The organism is Pseudomonas sp. MWU347 (genome assembly GCF_017947305.1).
In the GTDB taxonomy this organism is placed as follows: domain Bacteria; phylum Pseudomonadota; class Gammaproteobacteria; order Pseudomonadales; family Pseudomonadaceae; genus Aquipseudomonas; species Aquipseudomonas putida_A.
This window is the reverse complement of record NZ_JAFGZB010000006.1, coordinates 169609-187472: the sequence shown is the minus strand read 5'-3', so window position 1 is coordinate 187472 and position 17864 is coordinate 169609. Positions and strand designations below refer to the sequence as shown.

Genomic DNA, 17864 nt, shown 5'->3' with positions numbered 1-17864 from the left:
ATGAGAATGACTGAGGTCTACCCCTTGAACGTGGGGAAGACGGGGGAGATAGTATGTTTTTTGCAGGGGTGCTAATACACCTACGGCAAGAAAATGCTGCGCGAGATCGACAGCCGCGTGCGATTTCTCACCAAGCGTCTCGAAGCACTGAAGGTCGTCAGCGAAAAACCCAGCGATCCGAACAAGGTCTACTTCGGCGCCTGGGTCACCATCGAGGACGAAGACGGCAAGCAGTCGCGCTACCGCATCGTCGGTCCGGATGAACTGGATCTGAAACTGGGCCTGATCAGCATCGACTCACCACTGGCCCGCGCCTTGATCGGCAAGGCGCTGGACGCCGAAGTCCGGGTACAGACGCCAACCGGTGAGCAGTTTGTCTATATCGTGGCGATCGAATATCCCTGAGCGTTTCAGCGGCGGGTGATCAAACCCTGCCGCGCAACGCGGGTCAGTTGCTTGATCATTTCCGGCGCGTCTTCAGCGCTCGGTGCCTGAATCACTGCCAGATCAAAACTGTCACTGGCGAACCGCGCCAGCGACTCGCCGTCTTCAACAAACTGGATCAGGAACGCGGCAGGACCGCCGCTGCGACGTGGCCAGCCATCGAGATAACGCAACAGCGTCGGCTGATGTTTGCCGCCAAGCAGGATTTTCGGGTTGCGCTGGGTGATATGTGCCGTGATCGGCGCGGGACGTGCTGGAGGGCGTAGTGCATTCATCGTGTCGTGTCTCTGCCTCAAAAGTCTGCATGGCAGGTGAGAGGCAACACCGAACCAGCGCTTTAGCGGTATTTCGAAGCCCTGTTCCGGCTTCTGACGGCAACTGTCTGAGTCACCTGGCGCCCCGCAAGTAGCTGTTTAAATCGGCGCATGAGCAACATCCTAGATAACGTGACCGATGAGTGTCAAGAATCGGCCGCAACAAAAAAGGCCCGCACAATGCGGGCCTTTTGCTTGATCCAGAGCGCTCAACCGGCGATGGCGCGGTCCACCGACAGCTTGCCGGCGCCTTCGATCATCACCGCGAGGCTGCCACCGAGCAGCGCCAGGGCGAACTCGTAACCGTTGTTGGCCATGAACAGACCGTTGCTGATGTGTACGGTGAAGATCGCCACCAGCGACAGGAAGGTCAGACCCAGCGCCGCCGGGCGCACCAGCAGGCCGATGATCAGCGCCAGACCTGCGAAGAACTCGGTACCGCCGGCCAGCGTGGCCATCAGGTAACCCGGGTGCAGACCGATGCTGTCCATGTATTGCGCGGTGCCCGCCAGACCGTAACCACCGAACAGACCAAACAGTTTTTGCGAGCCGTGGGCGGCGAAGATCACGCCGACCGCGATACGCAGAATGGTCAGGCCGTAACCGGCGCGAGTGAACAGAACCTTGTTGATCAGAGAGCTCATGGGGCATTCCTTGTTTTGCGAGAAGTGTGTTGGGATTGGCCGCTATATTAATCAGTTAAATTCATGTTAAAAGCGCAAATATTCCGCCATAACAATCAAATAATTAGATCATTTCCGTGAAGCGACTTTCTGTCCCCGGGGCTCCAGTGACTCCCGCTCCCGGTCGAACGCCAGGTAATACTTGTTCACGCTATTAACATAGCTGACGGGGCCCATGCCCACCTGCTCCATTGCGATGCGCTCAACCTGAAAGAACCACTGGTTCGGATTCAGCCCGCGCCGCCGTGCCTCGGCGCGCATGCCTTGCACCCGCTCCGGGCCGATGTTGTAGGCCGCCAGGGTGAACGCCATGCGCTCGCGCTCATTGAGTTTCGGACTGTTGAAAAACTTGCGGCGAATCATCGCCAGGTACTTGGCCCCGGCCTGCACATTCGCATCAAGATTCTGGATGTTGTTCACCCCGACCCGCTGCGCGGCAGACGGGGTGATCTGCATCAGCCCGGTCGGGCCACTGCCGCTGCGGCCGCTGGGTTGCAGAGCTGACTCCTTGAAGGCCAGCGCCGCCAGATTCAGCCAGTCCATGCTTTGCGCGTCGGCGTGTTTTTGCAGGGTCGGGCGCAGTTTCTCCAGACGCTGGCGGTCAGCCTTGGCCAACGGATAATGCACTTGATAGAGCCGTCGATAAATCCGCAGAAACTCTGCATCCTCGTTCGCCGGCTTCCTGTAGCCGACCAGGAAGCGATCGATGCTCGCCCGCAGCATCGAGGCATCACGGCGCACGAACCAGTATTCCTCACCCGGCTCGCTGATCATCAATTGTCGGTCGAAACGCAGCTTGGGCAGGATCTTGCCCCAACGCTCGGCGATCGGTTGCTCGACGACGGTCAGGTGGAAAATCCCGCCCTGCACCATCTCCAGCACGTCCTCGACCGCCAGCGTCGGATCGACCCATTCGATCTTGATCGGCGCCAGTTTGTGCAACGCCAGTTTCTGATTGAGCTGGCTGACCGCCTCCCCCGCCGCGCTGCCGGTGGGCAAGGCCAGGGTTTTGCCGGAAAGCTGCTCGACCTTGGTGTAACGGCGCTCGCCTTTGATGCCGACCAGCACCAGCGGCACGTTGCTGGCGATCGGCTCACTGCTGGCCACCGCGTGGCCGGGTTGCAGATCGAGCAGCTCACCGGGCGCGACCAGATCTCCTTCACCACGCTGCAACGCGCCAAGCAGTTGATCCTTGGCTTTGGGAATGATCTTGAGGGTGACCTCCTGACCATCGCGGGCGTGGCCATTGAGGTATTGCTCGAAGGCGCGCAGGCGATGGTATTCGACGCCGATGGCCTGACCCTGGACTTCACCGGAACTGTTGCGACTCTGATTGACCAGCACTCGCAACACTCGACTGCTGCGGATCTCCGACAGGTCACGAACCTTGGCGGCCGGCACGGCTTGCTGTGGCCCGGGCAAGCGCGCAACCGCCGTTATCGGCAGCAGCAGTGACGCGCACAACAGGAGCAAAACCGAGGGACGATGCATCCACTCTCCGGAAAGAATACGGGGTGATTTCACCGCTGAACGGTCGAAATCACCGACGAAAACAGAGCGCCTGGAGCGCTGGCAAAGTGCGAGAGACTGGCACAGTGATGGCTTTTCTGCCAACCCGGGCTACGTCACGGCATCAAAAGACAGCTATAACTCGTTGTAGTTCTTGGCTTTTCTTATAAATCTACAGCTCTGGTATGCTTTCCGGCCTTCGGCCCGAGGTAGAACCATGCAACTCATCGATATCGGCGTCAACCTGACCAACCCCAGTTTCGCCGAAAAACATCAGGCCGTGCTCGACCGCGCCTACGCTGCCGGGGTCTGCCAACTGGTGCTGACCGGCACCAGCGTCGAGAGTAGCGAACAGGCGCTGGAGCTCTGCCGGCAACTGGATCAAAGCGGCCAGCGGCTGTTTGCAACCGCTGGCATTCACCCGCATTCGGCCAGTGACTGGAACGCTGACAGCGCGCGTCGTTTGCGCAGTCTGCTGCAAGAGCAAAACGTGGTCGCCGTGGGCGAATGCGGGCTGGATTTCAACCGTGATTTCTCGCCGCGCCCGCAACAGGAAAAAGTCCTCGAAGAACATCTGGCGCTGGCAGTAGAACTGCAATTGCCGGTGTTCCTGCATGAGCGGGATGCCAGTCAGCGTCTGCTGGAAATCCTCAGGGACTTCCGCGACCAACTGCCCGCCGCCGTGGTGCACTGCTTTACCGGCGAGCAAAAAGCCCTGTTCAGTTACCTCGATCTGGACCTGCACATCGGCATCACCGGCTGGATCTGCGACGAGCGCCGTGGCACGCATCTGCACCCGCTGGTCAAGGAGATCAAGCGCGGACGACTGATGCTCGAAAGCGACGCGCCGTACCTGCTACCGCGCACCTTGCGCCCAAAGCCGAAGAACGGCCGTAATGAGCCAGCGTATCTGACCGAGGTGCTGCGCGAAGTGGCGCTGCATCGGGGCGAGACCGAGGAAGATCTGGCTGCGCACACAACGGCGTGTGCCCGCGCGTTCTTCAACCTCCCCGCCCTGCCCTGACACGCCAGAATCCCCCTGTGGGAGCGGGCTTGCTCGCGAAGGCGGTGTGTCAGTCATTGTTAATTAACTGAACCACCGCATTCGCGAGCAAGCCCGCTCCCACAAAGGGGCTCAGCGTAGAACCTGTTGACCTGTATCAAGATCTTCAGATCTGCATAGCGGCACAATGCTGGCACCTTGCCAAAACTGTTTCCGCTATCAGAGAAGACCTCCATGGGTGCCTGGCTTAGCAATATCTCGCTGAAATACAAATTCTGGGCGGTCAATGCGGTCGCTTTCGTCACCACCCTGCTGCTGGTGCTCTACGCCGTGCAACTTGAGCAGCAGGCCCGCAGTCACGCGTCGAAAACCTCCGCGCAAGCCCAGACACAATTGCTCAAGGCCTGGCCGACCGGGCAGGCCTTGCCCAAGACTGATCAGGTGCTGACCTTCAAACGCGGTGAAGCGCCGCGCATCAACGATCAACCCGTGCTGGAGATCAGCGATAGCAACGGCTGGAACGAGATCAATCATCTGCCGCTGTTCGGCAGCAACCCGCTGCTGGGCGCCGAAGTGTTCAGTCGTGGCGACGGCCAGCAAGTCGCGGTCATCGCCTATGGCCCAAGTCTGGCGCAAGTGTTCAGTGATCGTTTTGCCAACTACGCCGTGGCGGTGTTTATCCTGATGCTGGCCATGCTCGGCGCTTCGCAACTGCTGATCCGCTTCCTGCTCAGTCAGCTCAACACCTTGAAAGACGTGATGCTGCATGTCGAGAAGAGCGGTGATCTCTCGGCCCGCGTGCCGCTGGCCTGCAAGGACGAAGTAGGGCAAATGGCCAATGCGTTCAACGCGATGCAGGCCGGTTATCAGCGCGTGGTCACCACGGTCGCCAACACCGCGCGGCAACTCGACGTCGGCGCTGCGCGTCTGGCAGCGAGCATGAACGAAGTGCGCCACGGCATGCTCGGTCAACAGAGCGAGACCGATCAGGCCGCCACCGCAATTAATGAAATGACCGCCACGGTTTATCACATCGCTCAACACGCCGGCGCCACCCGCGATCTGTCGCAGACCGCCGATGGTCTCGCGGGCAGCGGCCAGCAAGTGGTCAGCCGCGTGCAACAGTCGATTGCCGGACTCTCCAGCGGCGTGCAGCAGACCGCCGAGATGATTCAGCGCCTGGCCGAAGACAGCCAGAAGATCAACGGCGTAGTCAGTGTGATTCACAGCATCGCCGAGCAAACCAATCTGCTGGCCCTCAACGCCGCCATCGAAGCGGCGCGTGCCGGCGAGATGGGCCGCGGTTTTGCGGTGGTCGCTGATGAGGTGCGCAACCTGGCGAAACGTGTGCAGACCTCCACCGATGAAATCACCACCATGGTCTCGGCGCTGCAGGCCGGCACCCGCGATGCGGTGGACTTCATGCAGGAGAGTTCGTACAAGGCCGACGACTGCGTGCAGCAGGCGCAGGAGGCTGGCGAGGCGCTGGCGGAAATCACTGGCGCGGTGGCGCAGATGCGCGAGAGCAACACGCAGATTGCGGTGGCGGCGGAGCAGCAGAGTCAGGTCGCGGAAGAGATGAATCGGGCGGTGGTGAGCATTCGTGATGTGACCGAAAACACCGTGCAACAGACCGTGGATTCGGCGACTACCAGTAATGAGTTGGCGACGCTGGCCGGGGAGCTCAACAAGGCCATTGGTCAGTTGAAACTCTGACGACGCCTTCGCGAGCAAGCTCGCTCCCACAGGGGATCCGTGGCGTACACCAATCCACTGTGGGAGCGGGCTTGCTCGCGAAGGCGTCAGCCGAATCAACATCGAGTCCGGCGATGACGCCTATCACCACCATAGCCAACCTTGATTCGCCGCCCCACCCGCCCCGGCCTATTCTTCAACCATGTGTTCAACATGGATCGAGGAGTAGTCAACATGGGCAAACGTCACCCCAATCTTCCCGCGTGGCAATGGCGCGCGTACCCGAACAATCACCAGCACCCGACCAATCTGGTGTTGCACCTGATTGCCGTGCCGCTGTTTATCGTTGCATTTCTGTTGATCGTGTCCGGCGTGTTCAGCTTGAGTCTGGCCAGTATCGCCATCGGTGTGATCGGGATTGTCGCGGCGCTGGGTTTGCAGCGCCACGGCCACAGCCTGGAGGCGAAAGCCTCCGAGCCGTTCAGCGATCGCAGAGATGCCGTGTCACGCTTGCTGGTCGAGCAGTTTCTGACCTTTCCGCGGTTCTTCCTCAGTGGCGGCTGGTGGCGCGCCTGGCGTGAGCGCCACCGTCGGCATTGATTCAGGCAAAAATCGTTACGGTCTGACGACTCATGGCGATCAACTCCCCGTCCGCACTCCACAGCTTGGCGGCGACATGGCCGTAACCGTCGGCGGCGTATTCGATGTCTGCCAGATATTTGCACCAGTTCAGGGTGCTCAAGTCGCGTAGCGGCTGCACGAATTCAATGGTCCAGGTCAGCGTACTGCCCGGTGCCGGCTTCTTCAGATACGGCAACAATGCCGGTGGCCATGCATCCACCAGTGCCAACAGATGCGCCTCATTGACCGGCTCTTCCTTCACATCGCCACGCAAACGCACCCAGCCGCCCATCTGCCGCGAAGTGTTGCCGGTGAAAGGCATGCCGCCGACACTCCAGCGCATCGCCAGATGGCGCATGAACTCCGGGGTCACGCCCTTGATGTACGGCAACTCCTGGCATTCTTCCCAGTGTTTCATTTCAGCTGCCGGATAGGCCTCGACTGCGACTTCCGAAGGTCGCGAAGCACCAAAGCTGCCCTGCACGATCGTCACTACCTGACCGTTCTGCACAGCCCGGCCCAGCACTTGGCTGACCGCTTTGCCTTCGCGCAACACATCGACTTCGAAACGTACCGGGACGTCCGGCTCCACCGGGCCGACAAAGGTGATCGCCAACGAACGCACCGGGCGCTCCGCCGGCACATTCGCGCGCATGGTCTCGTATTGCAACGCCGCCACCAGGCCACCAAAACTGGCCCGACCCTGACCCCACTCGGCAGGAATGGTCACTTCTGGCTGGCGACGAACCGCATCGAGCAGATCGGAAAAACGCATGACAACCTCGGCAAGCGAAAAAAGGAATGCAGCGATCTTAACCAGCATGGCAGAGCGCCGCAGCGTCTATTCCGGTCAAATGGACTGACAGAAAGGCCTTAAGGTCAGGAAGATATTCGAATGTGGGAACGGGCTTGCTCGCGAAAGCGCTGTATCAGTAGACACATCTGTGACTGACACACCGCTTTCGCGAGCAAGCCCGCTCCCACAGGGGATCTGAGTGGATTCAGGATTTGAAGCAGCTTGAACTGAGTTTTTCCAGCACCCGATCGGCCTTGGCTTCAGCCTTGATCAGGCCCGCCTGCCAGGTCGCGACGCAGGCTTGCAGATCGCTTTCCAGTTCGGCCCGCGCCAGCCACTGCCAGCAATCGTGCCAGTCACCCAGCGCGCCCTGCGCCGACTTCAGCCGCTCCAGCGCCGGCTCAGGCAGGCGATCCAGTTCCGGATAGGCTTCGATGCCATACCGCACGCGCTTGATCAGCAAGCGCAGACGATGGCGGTCGTGGGCCGGATCGTGCAGCGCCTCGTCGAGTTTCTTCCATTGTTTGTGCAGGCGTTTTTCGATGCGTTTGCCCAGGCCCTTGAGCAGGCCCTGACGCTCGGAGGCACGCAGGAAACGCGGGAACGCATCGAGGATGATCAGCAGCGAAGCCACTTCGGCGCTCGCTGCCAATGCTGGATAGGCTTCGTCCATTTGCGCCATGCGCCGCTGCGCCGCTTGCGGCTGATCATGCTTGAGCAGGTACGCCGCCAGTACCTCGCGATCGCGCCACGGGGTGGTCAACTGACCGACCGCCGAGGCGGCACCTTCCAGTTGCTCGACTCCGGGCAAACCACGCAAGGGTCGCAACAGGCTGCGCAAGCGCCGCACCGTGGTGCGCAAATCATGTAGCGCCTCGGGGTCGGTACGCGCAGTCACGCGCGCCTGACAGGCCAGCAAACGCACTTCCAGACTCAGGACATGAGCCACCAACCGGTCAACCAACGCAGACATCACTTGCTCCTGATTCACATGGCTTGAAGGATGAGTCTGCCGTGGTCGGCCAGCCGCATCCTTGCGTCAAGTCAGCAGCTTAGCGTCCGGCGCGGGATTCGCGAATATAGAAACGGGCTTTCTCGGCCTTGTTGCTGCAGCCTTCAAAGCCTTCGAATTGCTGCTGAGTCTTGGCCGCCGTCAGCAGCGACAGCGCCTTGGAGTAGCTGACCGTGCCGGCGAAACCTTCGGCCTTGGCCAGGTCCAGCTCATGCCACGCCGCATCGAGCTGACTGCCACAGCTGTCACGATAAGCAGTCTTGCCTGCGCAACCGGCCAATGCCAGCGCGATCAACGGCACACAGATCCAGGCTTTCATCACTCACACCTCAAAATAGGTCAACAGTCGTGCAGGTAAGACGTTGCGGCGCGGGAAAAGTGCCTTGGCGCCCCATGAATCTGCGGTGACCAGAGCATAGCGCCGAGCGGTCACGGAGTATCGAAAAAACGACGCCCCTGCCGTCTCCAGCGACCCTGCCGATTGTCGCCCGCCCCCCGAAGGGTGCATTGTGGAGCCTTGTCGGGAGGAAGTTTGATGAAAAAGCGTGTCGCACTGGTGCTGGGCTCCGGAGGCGCCCGGGGCTATGCCCATATCGGGGTCATTGAGGAAATCGAAAGACGCGGTTACGACATTGCCTGCATTGCCGGTTGTTCGATGGGCGCGGTGGTCGGCGGGATCTATGCCGCAGGCAAACTCGACGAGTACCGCACCTGGATCGAAACCCTCGATTATCTGGACGTGCTGCGGCTGGTAGACGTGAGTTTTCGCCTCGGGGCGATACGTGGCGAAAAGGTCTTCGGGCAGATCCGCAAGATCGTCGGCGAAATCAACATCGAAGACTTGCGCATCCCCTACACCGCGGTCGCCGCCGACCTGACCAACCAGCAGGAAATCTGGTTTCAGGAAGGCTGTCTGCATCAGGCGATGCGCGCCTCGGCGGCGATTCCCAGCCTGTTCACCCCAGTGATGCAGGGCAACCGGATGCTGGTGGACGGCGGCATTCTCAACCCGTTGCCGATCGTGCCGGTGGTCTCCAGCCACTGCGACCTGATCATCGCGGTCAACCTCAACGCGACCAACCAGCGCCACTACAAATTGCCGGTGATCCAGCGCCCGCCCGCGTTTCGTTCGCGCTTCGACAGCCTGCTCAGTTCGCTGGGTTCGAAGATGCCGTTCCGCCGCAAACAGGCCGAGCAATTGCTGTTGCTGGAACAGGAAGCGCTGCGCGCCGAAGCCGCCGACATAAACCCGTGGCTGGAAGGCAGCGAACCGGAAAGTCAGCAACCGGCAGCGGCACCCGAGCGCGAAGGCGCGCCGAAGTCCGCCACCGGTTCTTTCATCATCGACAACGTCGGGCCGGCGTCACTGCTGGACCTGATCAACCAAAGTTTCGAGGTGATGCAGACCTCGTTGGCGCAATACAAGATCGCCGGCTATCCGCCGGACATCCTGATCAACGTGCCGAAGCGCGTGTGCCGGTTTTTCGAGTTCTACAAGGCGCCGGAACTGATCGCGCTGGGGCGGGAGATTGCGCGGGATACGCTGGATCGGTATGAGAGTGAGCAGGGCTGAAATCACGGCTGGCTGTCAGGGCCTCTTCGCGAGCAAGCCCGCTCCCACAGTGGCCGGTGTGAAACACAAATTTCAATCACACCGGAGAATCCTGTGGGAGCGGGCTTGCTCGCGAAGGCGTCAGCTCAGCCAACCCAAAACCTACAGGCTGTTGTCACTCAACAACCGATATCCAACCCCCGCCTCCGTCACAATAAACCGCGGCCGCGTCGGATCATCCGCCAGCTTCTGACGCAAATGCCCAACGACAATTCGCAGGTAATGACTGTCCTCGGTATGCGTCGGCCCCCAGATGTCCTTGAGCAATTGCTGCTGGGTGATCACCCGGCCCGGATGCCGTGCCAGTTGCGCCAACACTGCGTATTCCTTGCGAGTCAGCGCCACTTCGACGCCGTCGAGCAGCACTCGTCGATAGGCCAGATCCACCGTCAGCGGGCCGAACGTCAGCGCCGCCTGTTGCGCCTCGCCGGCCGGCGCCTGACGCAACAACGCGCGGACCCGGGCGAGAAACTCCTGAATGCCGAACGGCTTGGTCACGTAGTCGTTGGCGCCGCCATCCAGCGCCTGGACTTTCTGCCCTTCGCTGGCCCGCACCGACAGCACCAGCACCGGCGCGGTGGCCCACTCGCGAAACTCGCGCAGCACCTGCTGGCCGTCCATGTCCGGCAGGCCGAGGTCGAGCACCAGCAGGTCGGGTTTGTTCAGCGCCGCCTGGGCCAGGCCCTCGGCACCGGTGCCGGCCTCGAGCACCTTGTAGCCTTGTGAGGCGAGGCTGATGCGCAGGAATTTACGGATCTGCGGTTCGTCATCGATGACCAAAATGGTCGCGGTCTGGCTCATGAATTCACATCAACACAAAAGATTGGCAAGAGAGTAGCGCAGTCGCGATCAGGCTTCATTGTCCATCCCCGGTTGCGTCTGCAACGGCAGGTGCAGGGTGATGCTGGTGCCGCGCCCGTCGATGCCGTCGGCGACGCTGATCCGGCCGCCATGCGCGCCGACCATGCCCTGACAGATCGCCAGCCCCAGACCGGTGCCCTGCCCGCCGCGATCGCCGCGCGCGGCGGTGTAGAACATGTCGAAAATTTTCGCTCGCTCGTCCTCGGGAATCCCCGGGCCTTCGTCGCTGACCGTGAAGAAGATCTCTTCGTTATTGGCACCAGCACTCAATTGCAAACGCCCGTGTGGCGGCGAGAAGCGTGCAGCGTTTTCCAGCACATTGACCAGCGCCTGCTCGATCAGCGCCGCATGCACGAACAGCAGCGGCAACTCGGACGGCACATCGGTGCTGACCTGCAACGGCGCGAGCACCGCACGCAGGCGATTGAGCGAACTGCCGACGATGTCCGCCGGCGCTACCCAGTCGCGCGCGAGCTTCAATGCACCATGGCCGAGGCGGGTCATGTCCAGCAGGTTCTGAATGTAGCGATCGAGGCGTTCGGCTTCGTCGCGGGTGCCTTCGAGCAACTCGCGGCGATCCTCCAGCGGAATGGCTTCGCCGAGGGCCAGCAGGCTGTCGATGCTGCCGCGCATGGCGGTCAGCGGTGTGCGCAGATCATGCGATACCGAGGCCAGCAGCGCACTGCGCAACTGCTCGGTTTCACCGTGCAGGCGCGCGGCTTCCAGATCGTCCGCCAGTTGCGCCCGCGCCAGCGCCTGCGCCAGTGGCTGACTCAACGCGGTGAGCAGGCGTCGACGCTGGCCGCTCAAGGTCTGGCCCTCTTTGGCGCAGACCCCGAGCAGCGCCAGCGGCCCGTCCTCCACCGACAGCGGCCACCACCACCAGCGACCGAAAGGCAGCGTGCCGGTGCCCATGCCGGCCGGTTGATCGTGTTGCCAGGCCCAGTCGGCGGCGGCGCGCTCCGATTCGCTGAATTCCAGAGGCCCGCCGGTCTCGACTTTCCAGCCGCCCTGCCCGTCGCGGTTGAGCAGGCACAATTGCAGATCGCTCCAGCCGTTGAGGTGCTGCGCCGCAGCGCTGACTACCGCCTGACGATCCGTTGCCGCAGTCAGTTTGCGCGACAGATCGAGCAGCTCCGTGGTCTCTTCCTGCGTATCGCGCAACGCCTGCAACTGCCGCCGCTGACGCGCCGCGAGATTGCCGGTGAGCGCCGCCATCAGCAGGAAGAACAGCAAGGTCAGAACATCTTCTTCGCGCTGGATGGCGAAGGAAAAATTCGGCGGAATAAACAGAAAATCGTAAGTCAGAAACGACAAAGCCGCGCAGGCCAGCGCCGGGCCCAGACTGCTGCGCACCGCCACCAGCAACACCGCCGCGAGGAACACCAGCGAGATGTTCGGCAGCGGCAAAATACTCGATACCGCCCAGGCCAGGGCACTGGCCAACAGCGTGGCAACCAGCGCCAACAGATAGTCGAACCAGACCAGCGTCGGCGTCGTTCGCAGGCGCTGTTGCGGGTGCTCATGGTCGTTGTCGAGGACGTTGATTTCCAGGCCGTGGGCCTGGCGCAGCAAACGCGCGGCGAGCCCGCCACCGAACAGGCGACGGCGCAGACTCGGCCGCGACTGGCCGACCAGCAGCAGACTCGCCCGGCGTTCGGCAGCATGCTGAATCAGGGTTTTCGCCACTTCACCGGCGCGTAACAACACCACTTCGCCGCCGAGGCGTTCGGCCAGTTGCTGGGCATTTTGCAGGCGCAGGCGCGATTGCTCGTCGCGCACTGTGCCGTTGTCGACATGCACCAGACTCCACGGCAAATGCCGGCGCTGGGCCACGCGGCTGGCGTGACGCACCAGGCGTTCGGCATGCGCATCGCCATCGACGCCGACCAGCAAACGCCCGCGCACCGCCGGAGCTGCCTGGCCGAGTTGGCGATAGCCTTGAGCGAGATCGTTATCGACCTGCGCGGCCGCCGTTTGCATTGCCAGTTCACGCAGCGCGGTGAGGTTGGTCTGGGTGAAAAACGCATCGATCGCCGCCCGCGCCTGCTCCGGCACGTAGACCTTGCCTTCGCGCAGACGCTCCAGCAGCTCGCGCGGTGGCAGGTCGATCAGCAGCAGTTCGTAGGCTTCCTGCAGCACCCAGTCCGGCAGGGTTTCGCGCACCTGCACGCCGGTGATGCCGCGCACCTGATCGTTGAGACTTTCCAGGTGCTGGACGTTGACCGTGGTGTAGACGTCAATGCCGGCGGCAAGCAGTTCCTGAATATCCTGCCAGCGCTTGGCGTGACGACTGCCGGGGGCGTTGGTGTGGGCCAGTTCGTCCACCAGCACCAGCTTGGGTTTGGCCGCGAGCAGGCCGTCGAGGTCCATTTCTTCGAGCATCACGCCACGGTATTCCGAGCGCACCAGCGGCTGCTGCGGCAAACCGCCGAGCAGCGCTTCGGTTTCTGCACGGCCATGGGTTTCGACGACACCGGCGATGATTTTCACGCCCTGGCGCAATTGCGTGTGCGCGGCCTGGAGCATGGCGTAGGTCTTGCCGACCCCGGGGGCGGCGCCGAGGAAAATCTTCAGCCGGCCACGGCCGTCGCGGGGCAGGTCTGCTAACAGCGCGTCGGCGCGGCCGGAGTCGCTCATGCTTGATCTCTTCAGTCAGATGTTTATGTGTTGCCAGTTGTGGCCTCTTCGCGAGCAAGCTCGCTCCCACAGGTTCAGTGTTGCTCTTGTGGGAGCGGGCTTGCTCGCGAATGGCCGCGCCGCCGGTTCAGAGTTTTTCCAGCGCCATGTTCAGCTCCAGCACATTCACCACCGGCGGCCCCACCAGCGGCTGTTCGATGTGCGCATCGAGCAGTTGCTGCAAGGTCGCCACCGGCAGTTTGCGCGCTTGCGCGACACGCGCCAGTTGATAGGCAATTGCCGCCGGTGGCAAGTGCGGATCGAGGCCGCTGCCGGAGGTGGTCAGCAACGCCAATGGCACCGGCCCCTGGCCGGGCACCTGCAACTTGTTGGCGTCGTCGATCACCCGCGTGGCCAGCGCCGGATTGCTCGGCGCCAGGTTGCTGGCGCTGCTGGAAACGGTCGCGAAGGCGCCCGCCGAAGGACGCGGATGAAACCACGCATCACCGACGAAATCCTGGGCGATCAACGACGAGCCGCGCACCTTGCCGTCGGCATCGTGCACCAGGCTGCCGTTGGCCTGTTCAGGGAAAGCGACCTGCGCAACGCCGGTCACCACCAGTGGATAGGCCACGCCGGTGATCAGGGTCATCAGCACCAGCAGGCTCAGGGCCGGACGTATCATTGTGGACATTGCAAAATCCTCGAATTCGTTGGGCAAACTTTTGCGGGGTACCAGGGAGATCTTTTCCCCCTCACCCCAGCCCTCTTCCCCAAGGGGGCGAGGAGAAAGGGAGCCGATCTCTGCGCTTTTCCAGACCTGAGTTCGGCTCGCTATCCCAGGTCGGTACGCCTCTTACAAACACCTCGATCAGTCCCCTCTCCCTCCGGGAGAGGGTTAGGGTGAGGGGCTCTTCCAACCTCAAACCAAATGCAAAGCCGTGAGCAGCATGTCGATCGCCTTGATCCCCACGAACGGCACCAGAATCCCGCCCAGTCCGTAGATCAGCAGGTTGCGCCGCAGCAGTGCCGCGGCACTCGCTGCTTGTACGCGTACGCCACGCAATGCCAGTGGAATCAGCACGACGATGATCAGGGCGTTGAAGACGATCGCCGAGAGGATCGCGCTCTGCGGACTGGTCAAGTGCATGATGTTCAGCACACCCAGTTGCGGATAGATCGCGGCGAACAGCGCCGGCAGAATCGCGAAGTATTTGGCCACGTCGTTGGCGATGGAAAACGTCGTCAGCGCACCACGGGTCACCAGCAATTCCTTGCCGATCTGCACCACGTCCAGCAGCTTGGTCGGGTCGCTGTCGAGGTCGACCATGTTGGCTGCTTCGCGTGCGGCTTGCGTACCGTCGTTCATCGCCATGCCGACGTCAGCCTGGGCCAGCGCCGGGGCATCGTTGGCACCGTCGCCGCACATGGCGACCAGACGACCGTCGTTCTGTTCGAGACGGATACGTGCGAGTTTTTTCTCCGGGGTGGCCTCGGCGAGCACGTCATCGACGCCCGCTTCAGCCGCGATGGCCGCAGCGGTCAACGGGTTGTCGCCGGTGACCATCACCGTGCGAATCCCCAGTTTGCGCAGCTCGGCAAAACGCTCGCGAATGCCTGGCTTGACCACGTCCTTGAGATGGATCGCACCGAGCAGTTTGCCGTCGGCGCAGACCAGCAACGGCGTACCGCCGCTCTGCGCGATCTTGTCGATTTCCCGCGACAGCGCCGGGGCCAGATCGGAGCGTTGTTGACCGAGGAAGGCCAGCAGCGAATCGACTGCGCCCTTGCGGTACACGCGGCCCTGATAGTCGACACCGGACAAGCGGGTTTCCGCACTGAACGGCACGGCAGTCAAAGTATCCAGCGCCGGCTCGGTTTGTGGGTGCAGACCGCGCAGGTACTCGACGATGGATTTGCCTTCGGCGGTTTCGTCCGCCAGCGAGGCAAACAACGCGCCTTCGGCCAGTTCGCGACCATTCACGCCTGGCGCGGCATACACCGCGCTGCAACGGCGGTTACCGAAGGTGATGGTGCCGGTCTTGTCCAGCAGCAACACATGCACGTCACCGGCCGCTTCCACGGCGCGCCCGGATTTGGCGATCACGTTCAGCCGCACCAGACGATCCATCCCGGCAATACCGATGGCCGACAGCAAACCACCGATGGTGGTCGGAATCAGCGTGACCAGCAGCGCCACCAGGAACACCAGCGGCAGGCTGCCGTTGGCGAAGTGGGCGAACGGCTGCAGGGTCACCACCACCAGCAGGAAGATCAGCGTCAGGCCGATCAGCAGGATATCCAGCGCGACTTCGTTCGGGGTCTTCTGGCGTTTGGCGCCTTCAACCAGTGCGATCATGCGGTCTAGGGTCGATTCACCGGGGTTGGCGGTGATCTTCACCAACAACCAGTCGGACACCAGGCGCGTGTTGCCGGTGACCGCTGAGCGATCGCCGCCGGACTCGCGAATTACTGGCGCCGATTCACCGGTGATCGCCGCTTCGTTGACCGCCGCGATCCCTTCGATGACTTCGCCGTCACCGGGGATCATCTCCCCCGCTTCGACGCGCACCACATCACCCTTGCGCAGACTGGCGGCAGGCACCACCTGAAAGCTGCCGTTGGCCAGTTTGCGCCGCGCGCTGAGGCCTTCGCTGCCAGCCTTGAGGCTGTCGGCGCGAGCCTTGCCGCGACCTTCGGCCAAGGCTTCGGCGAAGTTGGCGAACAGCACGGTGAACCACAGCCACAGGGCAATCTGCGCGGCGACGAACGTCGGCACGACGTTGTCCGGGATGAAACACAGCACGGTGGTGAAAATCGCCGTCAGTTCGACCACCAGCATCACTGGCGAACGCACCAGTTGGCGCGGGTCAAGCTTGACGAAGGCTTGTACCAGCGCCGGACGCCACAGGGCCGAGATCGCGGTTTTCGGTGCTTCTGCCGACTGGGTCGGCACCGCAGGTTTTGCAGGAACATGCATATTCATGATCGATTCCTTAGAAGCCCATGCTCAAGTGTTCAGCAATCGGACCGAGCGCCAGAGTCGGCAGGAAGGTCAGGCCGCCCACCAGCAAAATGGTCACGGTCAACAGGGTCACGAACAGCGGGCCGTGGGTCGGGAAGCTGTTCTGGCCGATCGGTGCGGTTTTCTTCATCGCCAGGCTGCCGGCCAGGGCCAGTACCGGCAGGATGTAGCCGAAGCGACCGATCAACATGCCCAGACCGAGCATCAGGTTGTGGAACGGGGTGTTGGCACTCAGGCCACCGAAAGCCGAACCGTTGTTCGCGCTGGCCGAGGTGTAGGCATAGAGCAACTGGCTGAAACCGTGCGGGCCGGGATTGCTGATGGTCGCCGCCGGGCCAGGCAGAGCCGCCGCGATGGCGCCGAGTACCAGCACACCCACCGGCATCACCAGCAAGGTCACCACCAGCAATTGCACTTCCCGCGCCTGCAATTTCTTGCCCAGGTATTCCGGGGTGCGGCCAATCATCAGGCCGGCGAGGAACACCGCAATCAGCACGTTGAGCAACATGCCGTAGAGCCCGGCACCGACGCCGCCGAAGATCACTTCGCCGACCATCATGTTCACCAGCGCGACCATGCCGCTGAGCGGGTTGAGGCTGTCGTGCATGCCGTTGACCGAACCATTCGATGCTGCGGTGGTGGTCACCGACCACAGCACAGTGGCGGTGGTACCGAAGCGTGCTTCCTTGCCTTCCAGTGGCGCGGTCTGTTCGACCGCGACATTGTTCAGCGCCGGGTTGGGCTGATATTCGGCCCACAGCGAAGTCGCGCCGCCGATCAGGAACAGTGCGAGCATGCAGGCGATGATCGCGCGGCTCTGACGCTGGTCTTTCACGTAATGACCGAAGGTGAACACCAGCGCTACCGGAATCAGAATGATCGACGCGAGTTCGAACAGGTTGCTCCACGCGGTCGGGTTCTCGAACGGATGCGCCGAGTTGACACCGAAGAAGCCACCGCCGTTGGTACCCAGTTGCTTGATCGCAATCTGACTGGCGGCCGGGCCGAGCGGGATCACTTGATCAACGCCCTGCATCGTCACCGCGTTCACATATTGCGCGAAGGTCTGCGGCACGCCCTGCCAGACGAGGTACAGCGCCAGCAGCAGGCACAGCGGCAGCAGGCCGTAGAGGGTGGCGCGGGTCATGTCGACCCAGAAGTTGCCCAGAGTCTTGGTTGACTTGCGACCGATGCCACGGCACAACGCAACCAGCACGGCGAGACCGGTGGCGGCACTGACGAAGTTCTGCACGGTGAGACCGACCATCTGGCTCAGGTAGCTGAGGGTCGCTTCACCGCTGTAGGACTGCCAGTTGGTATTGGTCATAAAACTGACCGCGGTGTTGAACGCCTGAGTCCATTCCTGGCCCGGCAGGTTTTGCGGGTTCAGCGGCAGGTGATCCTGAAACAACAGGATCGCGAACAGCAGCAGAAAACCGGCGAGGTTGAACGCCAGCAAGGCCAGCGTGTACTTCTGCCAGCTCTGCTCAGCCTGCGGATCAACCCCGGCAATTCGATAGCAACCGCGCTCGACCGGGCCGAGAATCGGCGTCAGCCAGGTGCGCTGACCTTCCATCACCTTGTAGTAAAAGCGCCCGAGGAACGGCGCCGGCAGCAAGACCACCGCAAAAAACGCGAGGATCAGCCAATAGTCATAACTGTGCATAGCC

The 17864-nt window shown here is 62.1% G+C and carries 15 protein-coding genes and 1 pseudogene; 5 read left to right on the top strand and 11 right to left on the bottom strand.

What is annotated here, in order from left to right; translation table 11 throughout:
• Positions 1-81: 81 nt before the first annotated feature.
• Positions 82-405: pseudogene (locus tag KCG87_RS15050) on the top strand (GreA/GreB family elongation factor); the annotation flags it as partial.
• 5 nt (positions 406-410) lie between these two features.
• Here KCG87_RS15050 and KCG87_RS15045 read toward each other — a convergent pair.
• The 3 genes from KCG87_RS15045 to KCG87_RS15035 form a co-directional block, all read right to left on the bottom strand.
• Positions 411-719, bottom strand: coding sequence for a hypothetical protein (locus KCG87_RS15045; RefSeq protein ID WP_003226820.1), 309 nt, complete (start codon positions 717-719; stop codon positions 411-413).
• Between the two features lie 248 nt (positions 720-967).
• Positions 968-1402, bottom strand: a complete 435-nt coding sequence (locus tag KCG87_RS15040) for a DoxX family protein (protein ID WP_007964771.1) — start codon at positions 1400-1402, stop codon at positions 968-970.
• 108 nt (positions 1403-1510) lie between these two features.
• Positions 1511-2932: a transglycosylase SLT domain-containing protein gene (locus KCG87_RS15035; protein WP_210558260.1), complete on the bottom strand. Its 1422-nt coding sequence runs from the start codon at positions 2930-2932 to the stop codon at positions 1511-1513.
• A 235-nt stretch (positions 2933-3167) separates the two neighbouring features.
• On the opposite strand from KCG87_RS15035, the gene KCG87_RS15030 reads away from it, so the two are divergent.
• From KCG87_RS15030 to KCG87_RS15020, 3 genes are all read left to right on the top strand, one after another.
• Complete coding sequence (locus KCG87_RS15030; protein ID WP_134787025.1) at positions 3168-3974, top strand: TatD family hydrolase; 807 nt, start codon at positions 3168-3170, stop codon at positions 3972-3974.
• A 213-nt stretch (positions 3975-4187) separates the two neighbouring features.
• Positions 4188-5669, top strand: a complete 1482-nt coding sequence (locus KCG87_RS15025; protein ID WP_210558258.1) for a methyl-accepting chemotaxis protein — start codon at positions 4188-4190, stop codon at positions 5667-5669.
• A gap of 213 nt (positions 5670-5882) precedes the next feature.
• Positions 5883-6248: an Mpo1-like protein gene (locus KCG87_RS15020; RefSeq protein WP_210558256.1), complete on the top strand. Its 366-nt coding sequence runs from the start codon at positions 5883-5885 to the stop codon at positions 6246-6248.
• 1 nt (position 6249) lies between these two features.
• Here KCG87_RS15020 and KCG87_RS15015 read toward each other — a convergent pair whose 3' ends face one another.
• The 3 genes from KCG87_RS15015 to KCG87_RS15005 form a co-directional block, all read right to left on the bottom strand.
• Complete coding sequence (locus KCG87_RS15015; protein WP_210558253.1) at positions 6250-7044, bottom strand: acyl-CoA thioesterase domain-containing protein; 795 nt, start codon at positions 7042-7044, stop codon at positions 6250-6252.
• Positions 7045-7270: 226 nt separating this feature from the next.
• Complete coding sequence (locus KCG87_RS15010) at positions 7271-8038, bottom strand: CHAD domain-containing protein (RefSeq protein WP_134787028.1); 768 nt, start codon at positions 8036-8038, stop codon at positions 7271-7273.
• 79 nt (positions 8039-8117) lie between these two features.
• A complete protein-coding gene (locus KCG87_RS15005) occupies positions 8118-8396 on the bottom strand; it encodes a hypothetical protein (protein ID WP_007963692.1) in 279 nt (92 codons plus the stop codon).
• Positions 8397-8612: 216 nt separating this feature from the next.
• On the opposite strand from KCG87_RS15005, the gene KCG87_RS15000 reads away from it, so the two are divergent.
• Positions 8613-9650: a patatin-like phospholipase family protein gene (locus KCG87_RS15000; RefSeq protein ID WP_047598663.1), complete on the top strand. Its 1038-nt coding sequence runs from the start codon at positions 8613-8615 to the stop codon at positions 9648-9650.
• Between the two features lie 141 nt (positions 9651-9791).
• On the opposite strand, the gene KCG87_RS14995 is transcribed toward KCG87_RS15000, so the two are convergent.
• The 5 genes from KCG87_RS14995 to kdpA all read right to left on the bottom strand — a co-directional run bounded on the left by KCG87_RS14995 (position 9792) and on the right by kdpA (position 17860).
• Positions 9792-10490 (bottom strand): response regulator, encoded by a 699-nt coding sequence (locus KCG87_RS14995; protein WP_123587451.1) that lies wholly within the window; start codon positions 10488-10490, stop codon positions 9792-9794.
• A gap of 48 nt (positions 10491-10538) precedes the next feature.
• Positions 10539-13190, bottom strand: coding sequence for a sensor histidine kinase KdpD (locus KCG87_RS14990; RefSeq protein ID WP_135296298.1), 2652 nt, complete (start codon positions 13188-13190; stop codon positions 10539-10541).
• Positions 13191-13317: 127 nt separating this feature from the next.
• Positions 13318-13863, bottom strand: coding sequence for a potassium-transporting ATPase subunit KdpC (gene kdpC / locus KCG87_RS14985; RefSeq protein ID WP_210558251.1), 546 nt, complete (start codon positions 13861-13863; stop codon positions 13318-13320).
• 228 nt (positions 13864-14091) lie between these two features.
• The gene (gene kdpB, locus KCG87_RS14980) at positions 14092-16155 is read right to left on the bottom strand and encodes a potassium-transporting ATPase subunit KdpB (protein WP_134787030.1); all 2064 of its coding nucleotides are present in this window, start codon (positions 16153-16155) and stop codon (positions 14092-14094) included.
• Between the two features lie 10 nt (positions 16156-16165).
• Complete coding sequence (gene kdpA, locus KCG87_RS14975) at positions 16166-17860, bottom strand: potassium-transporting ATPase subunit KdpA (protein WP_027612451.1); 1695 nt, start codon at positions 17858-17860, stop codon at positions 16166-16168.
• Positions 17861-17864: the final 4 nt, after the last annotated feature.

What these genes read in the sequence shown, in the direction of transcription:
- KCG87_RS14990 (WP_135296298.1), bottom strand. Translation starts at nt 13,190, where the DNA reads ATGAGCGACTCCGGCCGCGCCGACGCGCTGTTAGCAGACCTGCCCCGC.
- KCG87_RS15040 (WP_007964771.1), bottom strand. Translation starts at nt 1,402, where the DNA reads ATGAGCTCTCTGATCAACAAGGTTCTGTTCACTCGCGCCGGTTACGGC.
- kdpA (WP_027612451.1), bottom strand. Translation starts at nt 17,860, where the DNA reads ATGCACAGTTATGACTATTGGCTGATCCTCGCGTTTTTTGCGGTGGTC.
- kdpB (WP_134787030.1), bottom strand. Translation starts at nt 16,155, where the DNA reads ATGAATATGCATGTTCCTGCAAAACCTGCGGTGCCGACCCAGTCGGCA.
- KCG87_RS15045 (WP_003226820.1), bottom strand. Translation starts at nt 719, where the DNA reads ATGAATGCACTACGCCCTCCAGCACGTCCCGCGCCGATCACGGCACAT.
- KCG87_RS15005 (WP_007963692.1), bottom strand. Translation starts at nt 8,396, where the DNA reads ATGAAAGCCTGGATCTGTGTGCCGTTGATCGCGCTGGCATTGGCCGGT.
- KCG87_RS14995 (WP_123587451.1), bottom strand. Translation starts at nt 10,490, where the DNA reads ATGAGCCAGACCGCGACCATTTTGGTCATCGATGACGAACCGCAGATC.
- KCG87_RS15010 (WP_134787028.1), bottom strand. Translation starts at nt 8,038, where the DNA reads ATGTCTGCGTTGGTTGACCGGTTGGTGGCTCATGTCCTGAGTCTGGAA.
- KCG87_RS15015 (WP_210558253.1), bottom strand. Translation starts at nt 7,044, where the DNA reads ATGCGTTTTTCCGATCTGCTCGATGCGGTTCGTCGCCAGCCAGAAGTG.
- kdpC (WP_210558251.1), bottom strand. Translation starts at nt 13,863, where the DNA reads ATGTCCACAATGATACGTCCGGCCCTGAGCCTGCTGGTGCTGATGACC.
- KCG87_RS15035 (WP_210558260.1), bottom strand. Translation starts at nt 2,932, where the DNA reads ATGCATCGTCCCTCGGTTTTGCTCCTGTTGTGCGCGTCACTGCTGCTG.
- KCG87_RS15025 (WP_210558258.1), top strand. Translation starts at nt 4,188, where the DNA reads ATGGGTGCCTGGCTTAGCAATATCTCGCTGAAATACAAATTCTGGGCG.
- KCG87_RS15030 (WP_134787025.1), top strand. Translation starts at nt 3,168, where the DNA reads ATGCAACTCATCGATATCGGCGTCAACCTGACCAACCCCAGTTTCGCC.
- KCG87_RS15020 (WP_210558256.1), top strand. Translation starts at nt 5,883, where the DNA reads ATGGGCAAACGTCACCCCAATCTTCCCGCGTGGCAATGGCGCGCGTAC.
- KCG87_RS15000 (WP_047598663.1), top strand. Translation starts at nt 8,613, where the DNA reads ATGAAAAAGCGTGTCGCACTGGTGCTGGGCTCCGGAGGCGCCCGGGGC.